The sequence below is a fragment of the Orrella sp. 11846 genome (assembly GCF_048820935.1).
Lineage (GTDB): Bacteria > Pseudomonadota > Gammaproteobacteria > Burkholderiales > Burkholderiaceae_B > Algicoccus.
In genome coordinates, this window is record NZ_JBMERD010000008.1 from 58,170 (window position 1) to 74,915 (window position 16,746).

13 protein-coding genes and 1 tRNA gene are annotated in these 16,746 nt (G+C 49.5%); 12 read left to right on the plus strand and 2 right to left on the minus strand.

Translation table 11 applies throughout. The annotated features are described in order from the left end of the window. The first annotated feature begins 3 nt into the window (after positions 1-3). The 8 genes from atpA to ACOI06_RS08420 all read left to right on the plus strand — a co-directional run bounded on the left by atpA (position 4) and on the right by ACOI06_RS08420 (position 11,035). Positions 4-1,545: a F0F1 ATP synthase subunit alpha gene (gene atpA / locus ACOI06_RS08385; protein WP_420662076.1), complete on the plus strand. Its 1,542-nt coding sequence runs from the start codon at positions 4-6 to the stop codon at positions 1,543-1,545. 30 nt (positions 1,546-1,575) lie between these two features. Continuing rightward, entirely contained in the window at positions 1,576-2,502 is a 927-nt protein-coding gene (gene atpG / locus ACOI06_RS08390) for a F0F1 ATP synthase subunit gamma (protein WP_420662077.1), read from the plus strand. A gap of 52 nt (positions 2,503-2,554) precedes the next feature. Then, on the plus strand, positions 2,555-3,955 hold the full coding sequence (gene atpD / locus ACOI06_RS08395; protein ID WP_420662078.1) for a F0F1 ATP synthase subunit beta: 1,401 nt from the start codon (positions 2,555-2,557) through the stop codon (positions 3,953-3,955). Positions 3,956-3,966: 11 nt separating this feature from the next. After that, positions 3,967-4,392, plus strand: coding sequence for a F0F1 ATP synthase subunit epsilon (locus ACOI06_RS08400; protein ID WP_420662079.1), 426 nt, complete (start codon positions 3,967-3,969; stop codon positions 4,390-4,392). 125 nt (positions 4,393-4,517) lie between these two features. Beyond that, positions 4,518-5,324: a hypothetical protein gene (locus ACOI06_RS08405; protein WP_420662080.1), complete on the plus strand. Its 807-nt coding sequence runs from the start codon at positions 4,518-4,520 to the stop codon at positions 5,322-5,324. Between the two features lie 98 nt (positions 5,325-5,422). After that, a complete protein-coding gene (gene hemE / locus ACOI06_RS08410) occupies positions 5,423-6,490 on the plus strand; it encodes a uroporphyrinogen decarboxylase (RefSeq protein ID WP_420662081.1) in 1,068 nt (355 codons plus the stop codon). Between the two features lie 307 nt (positions 6,491-6,797). Continuing rightward, complete coding sequence (locus tag ACOI06_RS08415; protein WP_420662082.1) at positions 6,798-8,942, plus strand: primosomal protein N'; 2,145 nt, start codon at positions 6,798-6,800, stop codon at positions 8,940-8,942. A gap of 68 nt (positions 8,943-9,010) precedes the next feature. Beyond that, positions 9,011-11,035, plus strand: coding sequence for a UvrD-helicase domain-containing protein (locus ACOI06_RS08420; RefSeq protein WP_420662182.1), 2,025 nt, complete (start codon positions 9,011-9,013; stop codon positions 11,033-11,035). A 52-nt stretch (positions 11,036-11,087) separates the two neighbouring features. On the opposite strand, the gene ACOI06_RS08425 is transcribed toward ACOI06_RS08420, so the two are convergent. Next, positions 11,088-12,014: an NAD(P)H-hydrate dehydratase gene (locus ACOI06_RS08425; RefSeq protein WP_420662083.1), complete on the minus strand. Its 927-nt coding sequence runs from the start codon at positions 12,012-12,014 to the stop codon at positions 11,088-11,090. 35 nt (positions 12,015-12,049) lie between these two features. Between ACOI06_RS08425 and ACOI06_RS08430 the strand changes: the two genes are divergently transcribed. Continuing rightward, complete coding sequence (locus tag ACOI06_RS08430) at positions 12,050-13,576, plus strand: 3-hydroxyacyl-CoA dehydrogenase (RefSeq protein WP_420662084.1); 1,527 nt, start codon at positions 12,050-12,052, stop codon at positions 13,574-13,576. A gap of 111 nt (positions 13,577-13,687) precedes the next feature. On the opposite strand, the gene ACOI06_RS08435 is transcribed toward ACOI06_RS08430, so the two are convergent. After that, the gene (locus ACOI06_RS08435) at positions 13,688-14,590 is read right to left on the minus strand and encodes a c-type cytochrome (protein WP_420662085.1); all 903 of its coding nucleotides are present in this window, start codon (positions 14,588-14,590) and stop codon (positions 13,688-13,690) included. A 118-nt stretch (positions 14,591-14,708) separates the two neighbouring features. Here ACOI06_RS08435 and ACOI06_RS08440 point away from each other — a divergent pair. The 3 genes from ACOI06_RS08440 to ACOI06_RS08450 all read left to right on the plus strand — a co-directional run bounded on the left by ACOI06_RS08440 (position 14,709) and on the right by ACOI06_RS08450 (position 16,661). Continuing rightward, a tRNA-Arg gene (locus tag ACOI06_RS08440) sits at positions 14,709-14,783 on the plus strand. A gap of 358 nt (positions 14,784-15,141) precedes the next feature. After that, on the plus strand, positions 15,142-15,822 hold the full coding sequence (tenA, locus tag ACOI06_RS08445; protein WP_420662086.1) for a thiaminase II: 681 nt from the start codon (positions 15,142-15,144) through the stop codon (positions 15,820-15,822). A 104-nt stretch (positions 15,823-15,926) separates the two neighbouring features. Continuing rightward, complete coding sequence (locus tag ACOI06_RS08450; RefSeq protein WP_420662087.1) at positions 15,927-16,661, plus strand: sulfite exporter TauE/SafE family protein; 735 nt, start codon at positions 15,927-15,929, stop codon at positions 16,659-16,661. Positions 16,662-16,746 lie beyond the last annotated feature (85 nt).

Here is a 16,746-nt window from a genome sequence, read left to right on the forward strand (position 1 = left end):
AACATGCAACTTAATCCATCAGAGATTAGTGAACTACTGAAGAGCCGTATTCAAGGGCTCGAAACAACTACGGACATCCGTACGCAAGGTACCGTCGTTTCGGTGACGGACGGGATTACACGTGTGCACGGTCTGTCGGACGTGATGCAAGGTGAAATGCTGGAATTCCCGAATAATGTGTTCGGTCTGGCGTTGAACTTAGAGCGTGATTCCGTAGGTGCGGTGATTCTGGGTGATTACACGGGTGTGTCCGAAGGTGACCCCGTGAAAACAACAGGCCGTATTCTGGAAGTGCCCGTGGGTCCCGAATTGCTCGGTCGCGTGGTTGACGCATTGGGTATGCCAATCGACGGTCGTGGTCCAATTAACGCCAAGATGACTGACGTGATTGAGAAGGTCGCGCCTGGCGTGATCGCACGTCAATCTGTTTCAGAGCCACTGCAAACAGGGACAAAAGCCATTGACTCCATGGTACCCATTGGTCGTGGACAACGTGAGCTGATTATTGGTGACCGTCAGACCGGTAAAACAGCTGTGGCCATCGATACCATCATTAACCAGAAAGGTAAAAACGTTAAGTGCGTTTACGTTGCCATTGGTCAGAAAGCTTCGACCATTAACAACGTGGTCCGTAAGCTCGAAGAGCACGGTGCGCTTGAGTACACCATTGTGGTTGCCGCCGCAGCGTCTGATTCAGCTGCCATGCAATATCTCTCAGCCTACGCGGGTTGCACGATGGGTGAATACTTCCGTGACCGTGGTGAAGATGCGCTGATTATTTATGATGACCTGACCAAACAAGCTTGGGCTTATCGTCAAGTGTCTCTGTTGCTGCGTCGCCCACCCGGCCGTGAAGCCTATCCCGGTGACGTTTTCTACCTGCACTCCCGCTTGCTCGAGCGTGCAGCACGTGTGAATGCCGACTACGTCGAAGCATTCACAAAGGGTGAAGTCAAAGGTAAGACAGGTTCACTGACCGCATTGCCGATCATTGAGACGCAAGCTGGTGACGTGTCCGCTTTCGTGCCCACGAACGTGATTTCGATTACTGACGGTCAGATTTTCTTGGAAACCGACTTGTTTAACGCCGGTATCCGTCCTGCGATTAACGCGGGTATTTCTGTCTCCCGTGTGGGTGGTGCAGCTCAAACAAAGATCATTAAGAAACTGTCCGGTGGTATTCGTACTGACTTGGCGCAGTATCGTGAACTGGCAGCGTTTGCGCAGTTTGCTTCAGACCTGGATGATGCAACACGTCGTCAGCTTGAGCGTGGTGAGCGTGTGGTTGAACTGTTGAAACAGCCACAGTACCAGCCATTGCAGGTCTGGGAGCTTGGTGTCGTTCTGTTTACCGTGAACAACGGTTATCTGGATGATATTCAGGTTTCACAAATTGGTGCGTTCGAAAAAGGTCTGAAAGACCACCTGAAAGCAAAACATGCCGACTTTATTGAGCGTGTTGAAGCAACAGCTGAACTGTCTAAAGATGACGAAGCTGTATTGGTCGCCGCCATTGAAGAATTCAAGAAAAACGGCGTTTATTGAACGGTTTGATCCACTGACTCGGGAAACACGATGGCAGGAATCAAGGAAATTCGCACAAAGATCAAGAGCGTACAAAATACGAGCAAGATCACAAAAGCCATGGAGATGGTCGCAGCCTCCAAAATGCGCAAAGCGCAGGAACGGATGCGTGCAGGTCGTCCCTATGCATTGAAAGTGCGCAGTATGGCCACGCACCTGATGCAGGCCAATCCAGATTACAGCCACCCATATCTGAAAGAGAGCCCATCGCTCAAATCAGTCGGGGTGGTCGTGATCACAACGGATAAAGGACTGTGTGGCGGTTTGAATACCAACGTCATGCGTCTGGTGCTTGGTAAATACCAAGAATTCAGAGACCAAAACGTCGATGTGCAGTTCACTGCACTTGGCAATAAAGGTCTCGGTGTTCTGACCCGTGTTGGCGCCAATGTGGTGACACAGGAAATCGGTTTGGGTGACAAGCCCGAGATGGATCGATTGATTGGTGCCATCAAGGTTCAGATGGATGATTTTGAGCAGGGCAAGATTGACGCTGTGTATCTGGCCACAACACGGTTCGTGAATACGATGCGTCAAGAGCCGATGTTTGTACGCCTTTTGCCATTGCCTGGCAAACTACATCCAGAAAACAGTCTTGTGTCAGAAGAAGTGCCTGAGAACTTGGGCGACGAGCAGACTGATGCAAGCGCTCAGAGCTACAGCTGGGATTACATCTATGAGCCGAATACCAAGACGGTGATTGATGAACTCCTGAAGCGTTATGTGGAAGGACTGGTGTATCAGTCAGTGGCTGAAAACATGGCGTCAGAACAATCTGCCCGTATGGTTGCAATGAAAGCGGCATCCGACAACGCGAAGAAAGTCATTGACGATCTGCAGCTTGTCTATAACAAGACACGTCAGGCCGCTATTACTAAAGAAATTTCGGAAATCGTTGGAGGCGCAGCTGCCGTTTAAGTACAAGCGGCCTGCGACTTTAAACATCAAAGTTATCGAGTAAGGAAATCAAATGAGCAACGGAACCATCGTTCAGTGTATCGGCGCCGTGGTGGATATTCAGTTTCCACGCGAGAATATGCCTCGTATTTATGAAGCGCTGACCCTGGCAGACGATTCAAGCAGCTTTGCTGAGAAAGGTCTGACATTTGAAGTGCAGCAGCAGCTTGGTGATGGGATTGTCCGCACAATTGCGCTGGGTTCCAGCGATGGTTTGCGTCGTGGCATGAGCGTCAATCGGACCAACGCCCCAATTTCTGTGCCAGTGGGTACAGGCACACTGGGCCGTATTATGGACGTTTTGGGTCGCCCAATTGACGAAGCGGGCCCAATCGAATCCGACGAACTGCGTGCGATTCACCAACCGGCACCAAAATTCGATGAGTTGTCACCTTCGGTGGAACTGCTCGAAACCGGTATTAAAGTGATTGACTTGGTGTGTCCTTTTGCGAAGGGCGGTAAAGTTGGTCTGTTCGGTGGTGCGGGTGTTGGTAAGACCGTGAACATGATGGAGCTGATCAACAACATCGCCAAACAGCACAGTGGTTTGTCTGTGTTTGCCGGTGTGGGTGAGCGTACACGTGAAGGAAACGACTTCTACCACGAAATGGAAGAATCGAACGTTCTGGACAAAGTGGCCATGGTGTTTGGTCAGATGAACGAACCACCCGGTAACCGTCTTCGTGTTGCGCTGACCGGTCTGACCATGGCTGAAAAATTCCGTGACGAAGGCCGTGACATCCTGTTCTTTGTGGATAACATTTATCGTTACACACTGGCAGGAACCGAGGTGTCCGCTCTGTTGGGTCGTATGCCTTCAGCTGTGGGTTACCAGCCAACACTGGCCGAAGAGATGGGTGTTCTGCAAGAGCGTATTACGTCCACCAAAACAGGTTCGATTACATCGATCCAGGCCGTTTACGTCCCTGCGGATGACTTGACTGACCCATCCCCAGCCACGACTTTCCAACACTTGGACTCCACCGTTGTGTTGTCACGTGACATTGCCGCTCTGGGTATTTATCCTGCTGTGGATCCACTGGATTCGACCAGTCGTCAGCTTGACCCACACGTTGTTGGTGAAGAGCATTACAGCGTCGCACGTGGTGTTCAGCAGACATTGCAGCGCTACAAAGAGTTGCGTGACATTATCGCAATTCTGGGTATGGACGAATTGTCACCAGAAGATAAGCAGGCTGTGGCTCGCGCTCGTAAGATTCAGCGCTTCTTGTCACAACCTTTCCACGTGGCTGAAGTCTTTACCGGTTCACCTGGTAAATATGTCCCACTGTCAGAAACCATCCGTGGCTTTAAGATGATTGTCGAAGGTGAGTGTGATGCATTGCCTGAGCAAGCCTTCTACATGGTGGGTTCAATTGACGAGGCCTTTGAAAAAGCCAAAACCCTTAAATAAGGGGATACAGTATGAGCACGATTAAAGTCGATGTTGTCAGTGCTGAAGAGTCACTCTTCTCCGGTGAAGCAAAGTTTGTCGCTTTGCCGGGAGAAGCAGGTGAACTCGGTGTGCTGCCAGGTCATACACCGCTGATCACACGCATTCGTCCGGGAACCGTTAAAATCGTGTTCCCTGACGGCAAAGAAGAATCTATCTTTGTGGCGGGTGGTTTGCTGGAAATTCAACCTTCACAGGTAACTGTTCTGTCAGATACAGCGATTCGCGCTGAAGATCTGGATGAGGCCAAAGCGCTTGAAGCTCGTAAACGTGCTGAAGAATCTTTGTCCAATGCCAAGAGTCAGGAAGAGCTTGCTGTTGTTCAGGCAGAGTTGGAGATTTTAGCGGCACAGGCCATGGCGGCACGTCGCTTGCAAAAAACTACAGGCCGTCATTAATGGTTTGAAGGGTTGAGGGTGGTTTTACACGCTGTTCGTAAAAGCCCCCGTTTGCGTAAACTCCGTATAGATTTGAAGCCCTTGAGCCATTAGGCTTGAGGGCTTCAAGTTTTATGGAGCATAGAATGCGTCAACAAATCGATGTGGCAGTCCTTCATCAGTTCGCAAATCAGCCTTGGTTCACCGATGCGCTTGCTAAGGTCAGACATGATTTAAATCGCATCTCGTTTCATGACCTCGACTGGGAAGTGCAGAATCTGCAGGATGAATCAACTGATCTGCAAAGCCCTTTGTTTGAGACGAATGCGGATTACTTGCCTAGGGTCGTTCGTTCAGATCGAACGGACTCATCAGAGTCTGTTGGTTTGCAAAGCGATTTGCTCTTGCGTGCAGCTGTGCGGCTGCGTCGATACGATGTGTTGCTATTACCTGTCTCCGTCGCGACCCTGGCTTGGACACGCAGATTGTTGTCTGGCATACCCAGGGGTTCAAATATTCCCGTGGTCGGTGTGTTTGAGCAGATTCAGAGTGCGGGGATGGTGGATCTGCTGGAATTGGGCTTAGCCGACTTTGTGCAAACCCCGATTGATGCACAAGAGTTACGAGCGCGGTTGTTATGCGCAGCAAGTCGTGCGCCTGTGCGGCGTTCATTGCAAGATAGCGCAAACCGACTGCCAGAAAAGGTGACGCCTGTGAAATCTTTGCAGCGATTTTTGTCGTTCCGTGTTGAAAACGGTAAACCCGTCAGTTTTAAAGAAGCCAAATCGTCGTTGATAACAGCGTTTGAACGCGAATATGTGACTGACATGCTGAACATGGAGCGTGGTAATGTCGCTCGTGCAGCTGCCATGTCAGGTAAGAATCGTCGAGCCTTCTGGGAGATCATGCGCAAACACCAGATCAGTGCAGATATCTATCGGGATGGTAAATAGACGGTGTCATGCAGCAGTGTTCGGTACAATTGATGAGATACCCAAATGCCAAGGTTGCTAATAACTGGCATCTAATTCTTTTTTTGTAGAAATTAACCTTGAAAAACGATATTTTTTTGAGGGCGCTTAAGCGCCAACCGGTTCCGTATACACCCGTGTGGCTGATGCGCCAAGCTGGGCGTTATTTGCCCGAGTACAAAGCAACGCGTGCGCGTGCTGGCTCTTTTATGGCCTTGGCACAAAGTCCCGAAATGGCGACCGAAGTCACATTGCAGCCGCTCGAGCGATTTGATTTTGATGCGGCGATCTTGTTTTCTGATATTTTGACAATACCGGATGCTATGGGCTTAGGGCTTTCCTTTGTGCAAGGTGAAGGCCCTAAGTTTGAGAAATCATTGCGTCATGAAGACGATGTAAAAGCATTGACAGTGCCGGATATGCATCGTTTGCAGTATGTGTTTGACGCCGTTGCGATGATTCGTAAGACCTTAGATGGTCGTGTGCCTTTAATTGGCTTTGCTGGTAGCCCATTTACCGTGGCTTGCTACATGATCGAAGGTCAGAGCACACGCGAGTATCGTTACATCAAGACGATGATGTATGCGCGTCCTGATCTTTTACACCATATTCTTGAAGTCAATACCCAAACGACGATTGTGTACCTGAAAGAGCAAATTCGTGCCGGTGCACAAGCTGTCATGGTCTTTGATAGCTGGGGTGGCATGCTTGCAGATCATCATTACCAGACATTCTCCTTAGCGTATATGCAGAAAATCGTGGATGCTTTGCGTGCAGATCCTGAATGCAAAGAGACCCCGATTATTTTGTTTACCAAAGGGGGCGGTTTGTGGATTGATGAGCTTGCACAGACGGGTTGTGATGCCTTGGGTGTGGACTGGACGGTGAACTTGTCCAAAGCGCGTGCACGTGTCCAAGATCGCGTGACACTGCAAGGTAACTTAGATCCGATGGCATTGTTTGCCGATGAAGAGGCTGTGCGCAAAGAGGTTCGTCGGATTATCGATGATTTTGGGACAGTTGGCGCTGGTGGACACATTTTTAACTTGGGTCACGGGATTTCTCAGTTTACGAACCCAGAGATTGTGACGGCACTGGTGGATGAAGTCCATCGCTATAGTGCGCAGTACCATCAGGCAGGCAATTAAGCAAGACTGGTTGCAATGACAGCTTGACTTATGCACAGATTCACAAAATGTCTGCGTTTGTGCTTAAGTCATTGTCGAAATGTGATTTGTTTTGTAACGTATTGATTTTTCTCTGATATTTACAGTGTTGTTTTGTTGCTTGTGGCAATTTTAATTTAAATCGATTTTGTTATTCACAAAGTTGCGAACTTGTCCCCAAAGTTATCCACAGGCTATTCATTTTGAAAATTGCGTTAATTATCAGCGCTTAGGCGAGTCTTTTAAAAAACGACATGAAGTAAATTCAGTCACCGAACTGGGTCGTGCTTTGTCAGAAATACAACAGCAGAATAATGGGCACTGGGTTCAGGTGGTGATTGATGTCCCACTGCCAGGCCCGTTCGAATACCGAGTCTCTAGTCGGTGTGTCCCCGGTGTGCGCGTCATTGTGCCATTTGGTAAACGCCGTTTAATTGGCGTTGTCATCAGTGTGCATGACGAACCGACTCTGAAGCCTGAGAAAATTCGCGAAGTCGAGCGAGTTTTGGATGACTTGCCCCCGATGGGTGAGCATTGGTTTGCTTTGTGCCAATTTGCTGCAAAGTATTATCATCGCCCGTTGGGTGAGGTGATGCTGCCGGTGCTACCGGCTTATTTGCGCCAGCCGAGCGCCTACTTATCTGCACGAGCAGGTGAAGGTCCTGTTGCTCGTTTCAAAGAACGACAAACCAAGGCTGAACTCAAAGCACAGAAACAACAAAAAAAATCAACAAAATCGACACCCACTGAATCAGTGGTGCAAAGCGATGAGACGAACGTTGAATCTGCAACACCGATCGAGCTCACATCGGATCAACAGCAGGCTGTGACCGCAATTACCCAGGCTCAAGGCTTTCAGACATTTCTGCTTTATGGCGTGACTGGCGCCGGTAAAACAGAGGTGTACTTACAGGCTGCTAGAGATGTCTTGTTGAAGGGCGGTGTGGTGCTCTTTTTAGTCCCTGAGATTAATCTCACGCCACAGTTTGCCGCCGCATTGCGTGCACGTTTGGTCGATCTGGTTAAAGATGAAGACATCGCGATGCTGCACAGTGGATTGTCTGAAGGCCAGCGCTTAGCCGCCTGGGTTGCGGCAGTTGAAGGTCGAGCCAAAGTGGTTTTAGGGACACGGCTCGCCATTTTTACGCCATTGCCGCGCATTGATCTGATTGTGGTGGATGAAGAACATGATCCATCCTATAAACAACAAGAAGGTTTGCGTTATTCTGCGCGAGATTTGGCCGTGTGGCGTGCACGTGAACACGAGATTCCGATCGTTTTAGGGTCTGCAACCCCGTCATTAGAATCGTGGTGGCATGCTGGACGCGCAGCGTACCAACGTTTAACACTGGCAAGTCGCGCCATTACCGTGGCGTTACCTGAGGTGCGTCTAGTCGATACTCGACGTCAACCGCTGGAGCAAGGCTTGTCGGTGCAGGTACGCGATGCGATGACCGCTGCCCTAGAACAAAAGCGCCAAGTCCTTGTCTATCTGAATCGTCGTGGCTATGCGCCTGTTTTGCATTGCGCCAGTTGTGGCTGGGTGAGTCAGTGTGATCACTGTAGTGTCTATACGGTGCTGCACAAAGTGGGTTCGCGCATGCGCTTGCATTGTCACCACTGCGGGACACAACGACCGGTTGCGAGACGTTGCCCAGATTGTGGCGACCAAGATTTGCAGCCGATGGGACGCGGAACACAACGACTTGATGAGCATTTACAGACGCTTTTCCCTGAGCATCGTATTGTGCGTATCGATGCCGACAGTACGCGTCGTAAAGGCTCTGCAGAGCAATTGTTTGCCCAGGTGCATACTGGGGAGGCTGATATCCTAGTCGGCACGCAAATGGTGTCTAAAGGGCATGATTTTGAGAATTTAGGGCTTGTTGTTGTCTTGAACTCAGACTCTGCTCTGTTTTCTCAGGATTTCAGAGCGCCCGAACGCCTCTTTGCACAACTAGTGCAGGTGGCAGGGCGTGCAGGTCGACGCACTTTGCAAGGTCAGGTGATCGTTCAAACGGATTATCCGGATCACGATGTGTACCAGGCCTTGCGTGAGCACGATTACGTGCGATTTGCGGATACGCAGCTTGAATTGCGTCAAATGGCGGCGTTGCCACCGTTTAGTTTTCAGGCGTTACTTTCTGCGCAAGCCAAAGAGTTAGAGACAGTGATGGCTTTTCTAGGCAATGCCAAGGCGCAAGGCGAGCAATGGGTTTTAGATCAAAATCTATTGGGGGAAGTGATTCTGTACGATGCTGTGGCTTTGCGGGTTGTGCGAGTTGCGGACCAGTGCCGAGCTCAATTGCTGATTGAGTCGACAGTTCGGACACGTTTACATCAGTTTTTGCGAGCATGGTTGCCGATGTTGGGTTCACGACATGGTTCGGGCGGTTTGCGCTGGCTAATCGAAGTCGATCCGATGGAGATCTGAAGCATGCGAGATTGGGATTGGCATCGAGTGGTATTTGATTCACGACAGGGAGTGTGGCGTTGATTCCATTGAATCCCGCACAAAATGAAGCGGTTTTGTATTTGGATGGTCCGTGTCTGGTGCTGGCTGGTGCGGGCTCAGGTAAGACACGCGTCATTACCGGAAAAATCGCCCATTTAATTGAAAACTGCGGCTATTCGGCCCGACATATCTATGCAGTGACGTTTACAAACAAAGCAGCCACAGAAATGGCACACCGTTTAAGTGCACTGTTGGGTAAAAGCCGTATGCGTGGTCTGACGATCAGTACATTCCATTCGCTGGGTGTGCGCATTCTCCGTGAAGAAGCACCACTCATTGGGATTAAACGCTCATTTTCTATTTTGGATTCCCAAGACACCTTGGGACTGCTGCAAGAATTGGTACAGACAACCGATCGGGGAAGATTAAAGCAGTTACAGCAGACAATTTCACTCTGGAAAAATGCCGCATTAGATGCTGCGCAAGTGTTTAAACTGTCCGAGGCGCAAGCGGATGCGCAAGCCGTGTCTGTGTATGCCCAGTATGAGGCAACGCTCATGGCGTATCAGGCAGTCGATTTTGATGATTTGATTCGTTTGCCATTGAAAATCCTGACTGAGCACGAAGAAGCCAGATCTCGTTGGCAAACCCGGGTTCGTTATCTACTGGTGGATGAGTATCAGGATACCAATGCGTGCCAATACGCTCTGTTACAGCAACTGACCGGGCCACGCGCCATGTTCACTGTGGTGGGTGATGATGATCAAGCAATTTACGGTTGGCGAGGTGCCACGATTGAGAATCTGAGCCGACTGCGAGACGATTATCCAGATTTGCATCTGATTAAACTGGAGCAGAACTACCGATCGAGTCAGACTATTTTGCAGGCAGCCAATCAAGTCATTAGTGCTAATCCCAAGTTGTTTGACAAGAAGCTGTGGTCTCAACATGGCACGGGTGAAGCGATTACGATCACCCGTATGGACAATGAACAGCATGAAGCGCGGTCTGTGGCTGTACGTTTATCGGCTTCCCGATTTGAAAAACAAGCGAGTTGGAAAGATTTTGCGATTTTGTATCGCAGCAATCATCAGGCTCGTGTCATGGAGCAAGCGCTTCGAGATTTGCGAATTCCCTATACAGTCTCAGGTGGTCAAAGTTTCTTTGAAAAACAAGAGATTCGTGATGTATTGGCGTATTTGCGCTTAATTGCCAATGACGAAGACGACCCTGCTTTTATTCGGGCGGTGACAACTCCTCGCCGTGGGGTTGGCCAAGCCAGTTTGCAGGCTTTGGGTGAGCATGCCGTGCGTTTAGGGACATGTTTACTGAAGGCGGCTGAAGATGAGGGCGTATCAGAAGTTTTACAGACGCGGCAATACGAGGCCTTAAAAAACTTTGTTGAAATCGTGCGCACATTTCAAGCGCGTGCCGACAAACCCTCACATATCGAGCCAGTGGCAACCCTGCTGGATGATCTATTACGTTGGATGCGCTATGAGGATCATCTCTTTGATACCGCCAGTGATGATCGCAGCGCACAAGCTCGCTGGCAGAACGTCCTCGACCTGATGGACTGGCTCAAAGAGCGTGCTTTGGATCCAGATCAGGGTTTGACGAATTTGCTTCAACATATCGCGCTCATCACCATGCTGGAGCGGCAAGAAGATGAGCAGCCTGATGCGGTGAAGCTCTCGACACTGCATGCCTCCAAAGGGCTTGAGTATCCCCATGTGTATTTGCTAGGGGTTGAGGAAGGCTTGTTGCCGCATCTGGGGCGCGATGATGAGTTCACGGGGGATGACGAGGTCGAAGCCCTGTCGAATCGCATTCAAGAAGAGCGGCGTTTGATGTATGTGGGCATTACACGTGCGCAGCGCAGTTTGCATCTCACATGGTGCGCACGTCGCCGTCGTGCCCGTCAGGACCGCTTATGTGAAATCTCGCGCTTTGTGCAGGAAATGGGTTTACAGGCAGGGCAGTCACTCGATGTGGCGCAGATGAGTATGTCACCTGCAGAACGTCTGGGAATGCTTAAAAACTTGCTCAATCGTAAAAAACCTACGCCGTAGGTTTGAGGTTGAGGTTGAGGGCTGACTTTTCGTAATCGCAGTCAGTCTGTTTTTAAACAAACCCTAACCCCTGACTCTTACGAACTGGATTGAATTCATCGAGCTGTTCAGAGTGGTTCAACAAATAACGGATTGCTTCAACCACTTCACTGGCTGTAATGCCGATGGGGCCACCATGGTGTTTGGCGAGCCACTGGCCTGCAGCGCCATGGATCCAGACCGCAGCAAAGACAGCGGTTTGAACGGTATGACCTTGCGCCAATAAGCTGGTCATGAATCCGGTTAAAACATCACCAGTGCCTGCCGTACCTAATGCTACGTGTCCGGTTGGGTTGATAAAGCAATCCCCATCTGGTGTGGCGACAACTGTCTGTTGACCCTTTAGGACTGTCCAGGCTTGATATTTTGAAGCGATTGTTTGGGCACTGCGCAGGCGATCGGTTTGGATGTCGTTGACAGTACATCCAAGTAAATATGCGGCTTCACCCGGGTGAGGGGTCAGAATGGTCGTTTGTGCATCCCAGTGTGCATCAATGTCCTGACGAGCCAGTGCATTGAGTGCATCCGCATCTAAAACTTTGGGTTGATCGCTTATTTCAGACAGTAGTGTGCGCAATGTGATCAGCACTTCAGGACAGTGACCGAGTCCGCAACCGATGCCCCATGCTTGAATCGGTGTTTTAGTGCCTAAAATGTCATGAAGTCGGCGTATCATGAGTTCAGGCTGTGCCCAGTCAATTTGTAGATTGTGAGCGTCGTTTGAATCGTGTGCCAAGCAGACGTAAATGCGTCCACTGCCCGATTTGAGTGCGCTTCTGGCCGCTAAGATTGCTGCACCTGTCATACCGGTCGCCCCACCATAAATGGCGGCGCTGCCGTGGGTTCCCTTGTGCCCAGAAGGATCGCGTGGCTGAAAAACATCCGCAAAGTCTTCGGGTTGAATCATGGGTATGGACAAGTGCGTTTGAGGTGTATGCATCGTTTTAAAAGTCTTTGTAAAAAGGAGCAAAATCAGTGAAAGCAATTAAAACAGTCGGTGTGATTGGTGTCGGTGCGATGGGTAAGGGCATTGTACAGATTGCCGCCCAAGCCGGATTTGATGTCATGTTGTTCGATCAGAATGGAGAAGCTGTCCAAGCTGCCATTAAAGATATTGGTGCGATTTGGAATCGGCTTGTAGAAAAAGGTCGTATGACCGAAGAAGCGGTGGACAATGCGTTGGCCAATCTGCACATTGCACAAACATTGGGCGAAATGGCTCGTTGCGATGTTGTGATTGAAGCCATTATTGAGCGTTTGGATATCAAACAAGCGCTCTTTAAAGAGCTCGAAGGTGTGGTGAGTGAGCAGTGTATTTTGGCAACCAACACCTCGTCTTTGTCGGTGACGGCTATTGCGGCGCAATGTGAGCATCCACAGCGAGTTGCAGGGTTTCACTTCTTTAACCCCGTGCCCTTGATGAAAGTGGTTGAAGTGATTGACGGCACACGTGGTGATCCGGCGGTAGGCGATGCGTTAATGACGTTTGCCTCTGAAATGGGACACACGCCGGTGCGTTGTAAAGACATGCCTGGGTTCATTGTGAACCACGCAGGACGCGGTTTGTCGACAGAAGGTTTCCGGGTGGTGCAGGAGCAGGTGGCTGATTATGAAACGGTTGACCGCGTCATGCGTGAACAGTGTGGCTTTCGGATGGGTCCATTTGAATTGATGGATTTAACAGGTCTGGATGTGTCTCACTTTGTGATGGAGTCCATTTACCGTCAGTTTTACGATGAAACGCGTTTTCGTCCTTCGCCGCTTGGCACGCTTCGTGTCGCTGCAGGTCTCTATGGTCGTAAAAGCAATGGTGGGTTTTACAACTATAGCGAAGGCAAGAAAAATGAGTCGCCAATGTTACCCGTTCCTGCATTTGAGACATTGCCCAGCGTTTGGGTGAGTCCTGCGCATCCGCAAGGTCATGCGATTGCGACCGCTTGGTTGCGTGAGCTGGGTGCTGCTGTGCAGACAGGTAGTCGTCCAGATGACAGCAGTTTAATTGTCGTCACCCCGTACGGTGAAGATGTGTGCACTGCGATTGTGGAACAAGACCTGGATCCAGAGCGCACTGTGGGTCTGGATACGTTTGGTGCGTTGTCACCACAACGACACCGCACCTTGATGGTGGCAATGACAACCACACCGCATTGGCGTGATGTGGCTCATGCGATTTTGGCGCTCGACCAGGTTCAAGTCAGCATTATTCAGGATTCTCCTGGGTTTGTTGGACAACGTATCCAGGCCATGATCGTCAACATTGCATGTGAAATTGCGCAACAGGGCATTGCAACGCCAACCGATATTGATCGCGCTGTGAAGTTGGGTCTTGGTTATCCAGCTGGCCCACTGAGTTTGGGCGATAGCCTAGGTGCAGCGGCAGTTCTAGAGATCCTAGAAAACATGCACATCGTAACTGGGGATATGCGTTATCGTCCAAGCCTGTGGTTACGTCGTCGCGTGTTGTTGGGTCGCTCCTTGTTGGAGTGTTCAGCAACTGCTTAATGTGCATGGCTTGTTGATTTAAACCACAAAAAACCCCGATTGCTTTTTTGACAATCGGGGTTTTTTTATAGCACCGGCCAAGTCATTGATCGGTGCTTTTTACGAATGGGCTTACTGAGATTTACTAATCATGTAAGCCAGTGCAGCCCGTAATTCATCGTCAGACACTTTACCCATGCCGCCTCGTGGTGGCATGGCGCCTTTACCGTTGATCGCGCCTTCCATGAGTGAGTCCATACCGCGAGCAATGTAGGGTGCCCATGCTTTCTTGTCACCCAGTTTCATGGCGCCGGCAGCACCTGAAGCATGACATGCAAAGCAACCACGCTTGTAGATTCTGGCACCCAGTTTGAGATCAATGCTCTCATCGATCACAGCAACCGCTTCAGCAGGTGCTGCTTCTTGGGTGGCTTGTGCATCTTGTGCAGGCTCAGCAGCAGCTTGTTCAGCGGCAGGCGCTTCTTCAGTTGCAGCAGCCTCACCACCTTCAGCGCTCTCATCTGCAGGCTCTGGGAAGTTTGCACCAGCTGCGTTGGCCATGTACACCACGGCGCGTGCGATCTCTAGATCTGAGAGGTTGGGATTACCACCGCGTGCTGGCATGGCGCCTTTACCGTTAATTGCGATGTTCATCATTTCATCGAAGCCAGTTGCAATATAGGGGGCCCAGTCTGCTTGATCACCGAACTTCGGTGCGCCAGAGATACCGGCCGCGTGACAGGAAGTACAGACGAGACTGTAGACCTGTTCGCCGGTTTGCGGCTCACGATCGACCTCGACATGAATGATCTCAATGCGAGCAATCGGTGCAATCCGTTCGACAACCGCTTCTTCGCTGAGCGAATGACCAGCTGAGGTAGATCGCGTTTCAGAATCTGTCCAATCGATCATCATGATGGCAACAATGGCCACAATGAGTAATAGCCATGAAAGTATGACCAATGGCTTGGACGACTTAATCGGATCGTTGTCGGTTTTGACTTGATCCTGCTGGGAATCGTGAGGATGACTCATGAGCAAACCCTAAATGACAATAAAATTGGCGTGAAACGGTTTGAATTATACCGAGAATGCAAGCTAAGTCAGAAGAACACTCACCTGCTTTTGAACTTGACGCTATAATCTCGCTTTCGCGCCCGTAGTTCAATGGATAGAATTAGAGTTTCCGAAGCTCTCGATCCAGGTTCGATTCCTGGCGGGCGCGCCAGATAAAGCCAGTCCTACTACATCGCGTAAGCACATTTAGCCGATGGTTCTAAAAGCTTCTAAATTCAAATGTCTCTTCCCGATTAAGGGGGAGACTGCTCAGTTCATCATACTTCATTGAATAAATTGATAGTGCTCTTACTTTTGATGCCTGCTATCAAAGCGTCGGGGTTCGTTGCGAGCTACCAGAGAATAATTAGATTGCGCGGCTCTACGGTAGAATGAGCGAAGTCTGAAAGATCAGACGGATTTTTAGAAGTGCATTTTTATTCAATGCATTGAACCGAATCACGTTGTCTTCCATCTTTGTGGAAGAGTGCTTTAGTTTGTGCTGGGTTCGTTTGAATTTCGAGGAAAAAATGTCAGAAGTAAAACCATTCAGTTTTGAAATGCTGGTTGATCGAGTTCGGGCACCTTGGCAAGCGTATTGTCAACATGAGTTTGTCCGACAGCTGGGCGCTGGGACATTGCCCGAAGCATCTTTCCGACATTATTTACGCCAAGACTATCTTTTTTTGATTCATTTTGCCAGAGCATGGGGGCTTGCCGTATATAAAAGTCGTAACTTTTCTGAATTACGCCAAGGGCTCGATAGTTTGAAAGCGATTGTGGATCTTGAAATGGGTTTGCATGTTGACTATTGCGCACGTTGGGGCATTTCTGAAAGTGAGCTTGAGGCACTGGATGAAGCTCGCGAAACGATGGCTTACACGCGTTATGTGTTGGACGCAGGTAATCGGGGTGATTTACTCGACCTGCATGTGGCCTTGGCCCCTTGTTTGATTGGGTATGCGGAAATCGCAAAATGGCTGGTTGCACAACCTTTTATAGTTCGTGGTGAGGCTAATCCTTATGAAGAGTGGATCAGTATGTATATCAGCCCAGAGTTTCAGGCTGCTGCCGAAGCCGAGCGTGTATGGATGAATCAAAAGTTGTTAAATCAGACTGCGCAGCGATTTGAAGAGTTGGTTATGACTTTTCAGGACGCAACCCGTCTAGAGATTGACTTTTGGCAAATGGGTTTGAACGATGCGTTATAAGGTATATCAGTTGAGTTTTAGAACTGAAGTTGACTGACATTTCTCTTCTGTCATGAAGACTGATTTATAGAAAAATTGTCGGGTTTTGCGCTAATGATTCACGGATGATATTGTCCTTTCTTTTTACATCTCTCATCGTCTGGTTTGCAGCCGCCATCCAAACAGCCACGGGCTTTGGATTTTCGATTCTCGCGGTTCCACTCTTACTGTTGATTCATCCGCCTCTTGTGGCTGTTGAATTAAATTTGATTGTTTCTGTCTTTCTGTGTTTTGTGTTGATCCGCCATGTCCGTGCATCAGTGGATCGTACGCTTTTGCTTCGTTTAATTCCAACGAGTCTATTGGGTGCACCACTTGGTCTGTTCATTTTGATGTGGGTTGAGCCAGCTTGGTTCAAGTTAGGCACGGCTTGCTTGATGTTGGTGTTTTTGGGACTGCTGCTGAGGCAGTTTCAAATTAATCGGACAGCATCAAGAGACCGCTGGGTTGGGTGGTTTGCAGGTGTTTTTACATCAGCGATTGGAGCGGGCGGCATTCCACTATTGGTGTATTTTGCGAGTAGTAATCTAGATAAAGCTAAATCACGTGCAACCGCTGTGGCGTTTTTTTTGGTGATTTACACCGTGGCTTTGATCATGCAATGGCTCGTGCCTTCAGACGTCCAATCTGAGCAGAACGACTTGTGGTGGTTAGGCTTTGCGCAATTACCTATTGCGGCGCTTGGTGTTTGGTTGGGCCATCGCTTGTATGCGCGTCTGGATCAGCGCCTGTTTGCATTGTGCATTCGTTGGATCTTATTCACCAACTGTGTGGTTCTGATGCTGGATGCTTGGATTTGATTTACGAGAATATGTCTTGATATATTCTATATAATCAGCGTTTAAATATTTCTATCTTCAAAACTTCAATTTAGCCATCATTGGC

Bases quoted from the DNA above. Each gene is read 5' to 3' on its own strand.
- atpA (WP_420662076.1), top strand. From the start codon at position 4: ATGCAACTTAATCCATCAGAGATTAGTGAACTACTGAAGAGCCGTATT.
- atpG (WP_420662077.1), top strand. From the start codon at position 1,576: ATGGCAGGAATCAAGGAAATTCGCACAAAGATCAAGAGCGTACAAAAT.
- atpD (WP_420662078.1), top strand. From the start codon at position 2,555: ATGAGCAACGGAACCATCGTTCAGTGTATCGGCGCCGTGGTGGATATT.
- ACOI06_RS08400 (WP_420662079.1), top strand. From the start codon at position 3,967: ATGAGCACGATTAAAGTCGATGTTGTCAGTGCTGAAGAGTCACTCTTC.
- ACOI06_RS08405 (WP_420662080.1), top strand. From the start codon at position 4,518: ATGCGTCAACAAATCGATGTGGCAGTCCTTCATCAGTTCGCAAATCAG.
- ACOI06_RS08425 (WP_420662083.1), bottom strand. From the start codon at position 12,014: ATGCATACACCTCAAACGCACTTGTCCATACCCATGATTCAACCCGAA.
- ACOI06_RS08435 (WP_420662085.1), bottom strand. From the start codon at position 14,590: ATGAGTCATCCTCACGATTCCCAGCAGGATCAAGTCAAAACCGACAAC.
- tenA (WP_420662086.1), top strand. From the start codon at position 15,142: ATGTCAGAAGTAAAACCATTCAGTTTTGAAATGCTGGTTGATCGAGTT.
- ACOI06_RS08450 (WP_420662087.1), top strand. From the start codon at position 15,927: ATGATATTGTCCTTTCTTTTTACATCTCTCATCGTCTGGTTTGCAGCC.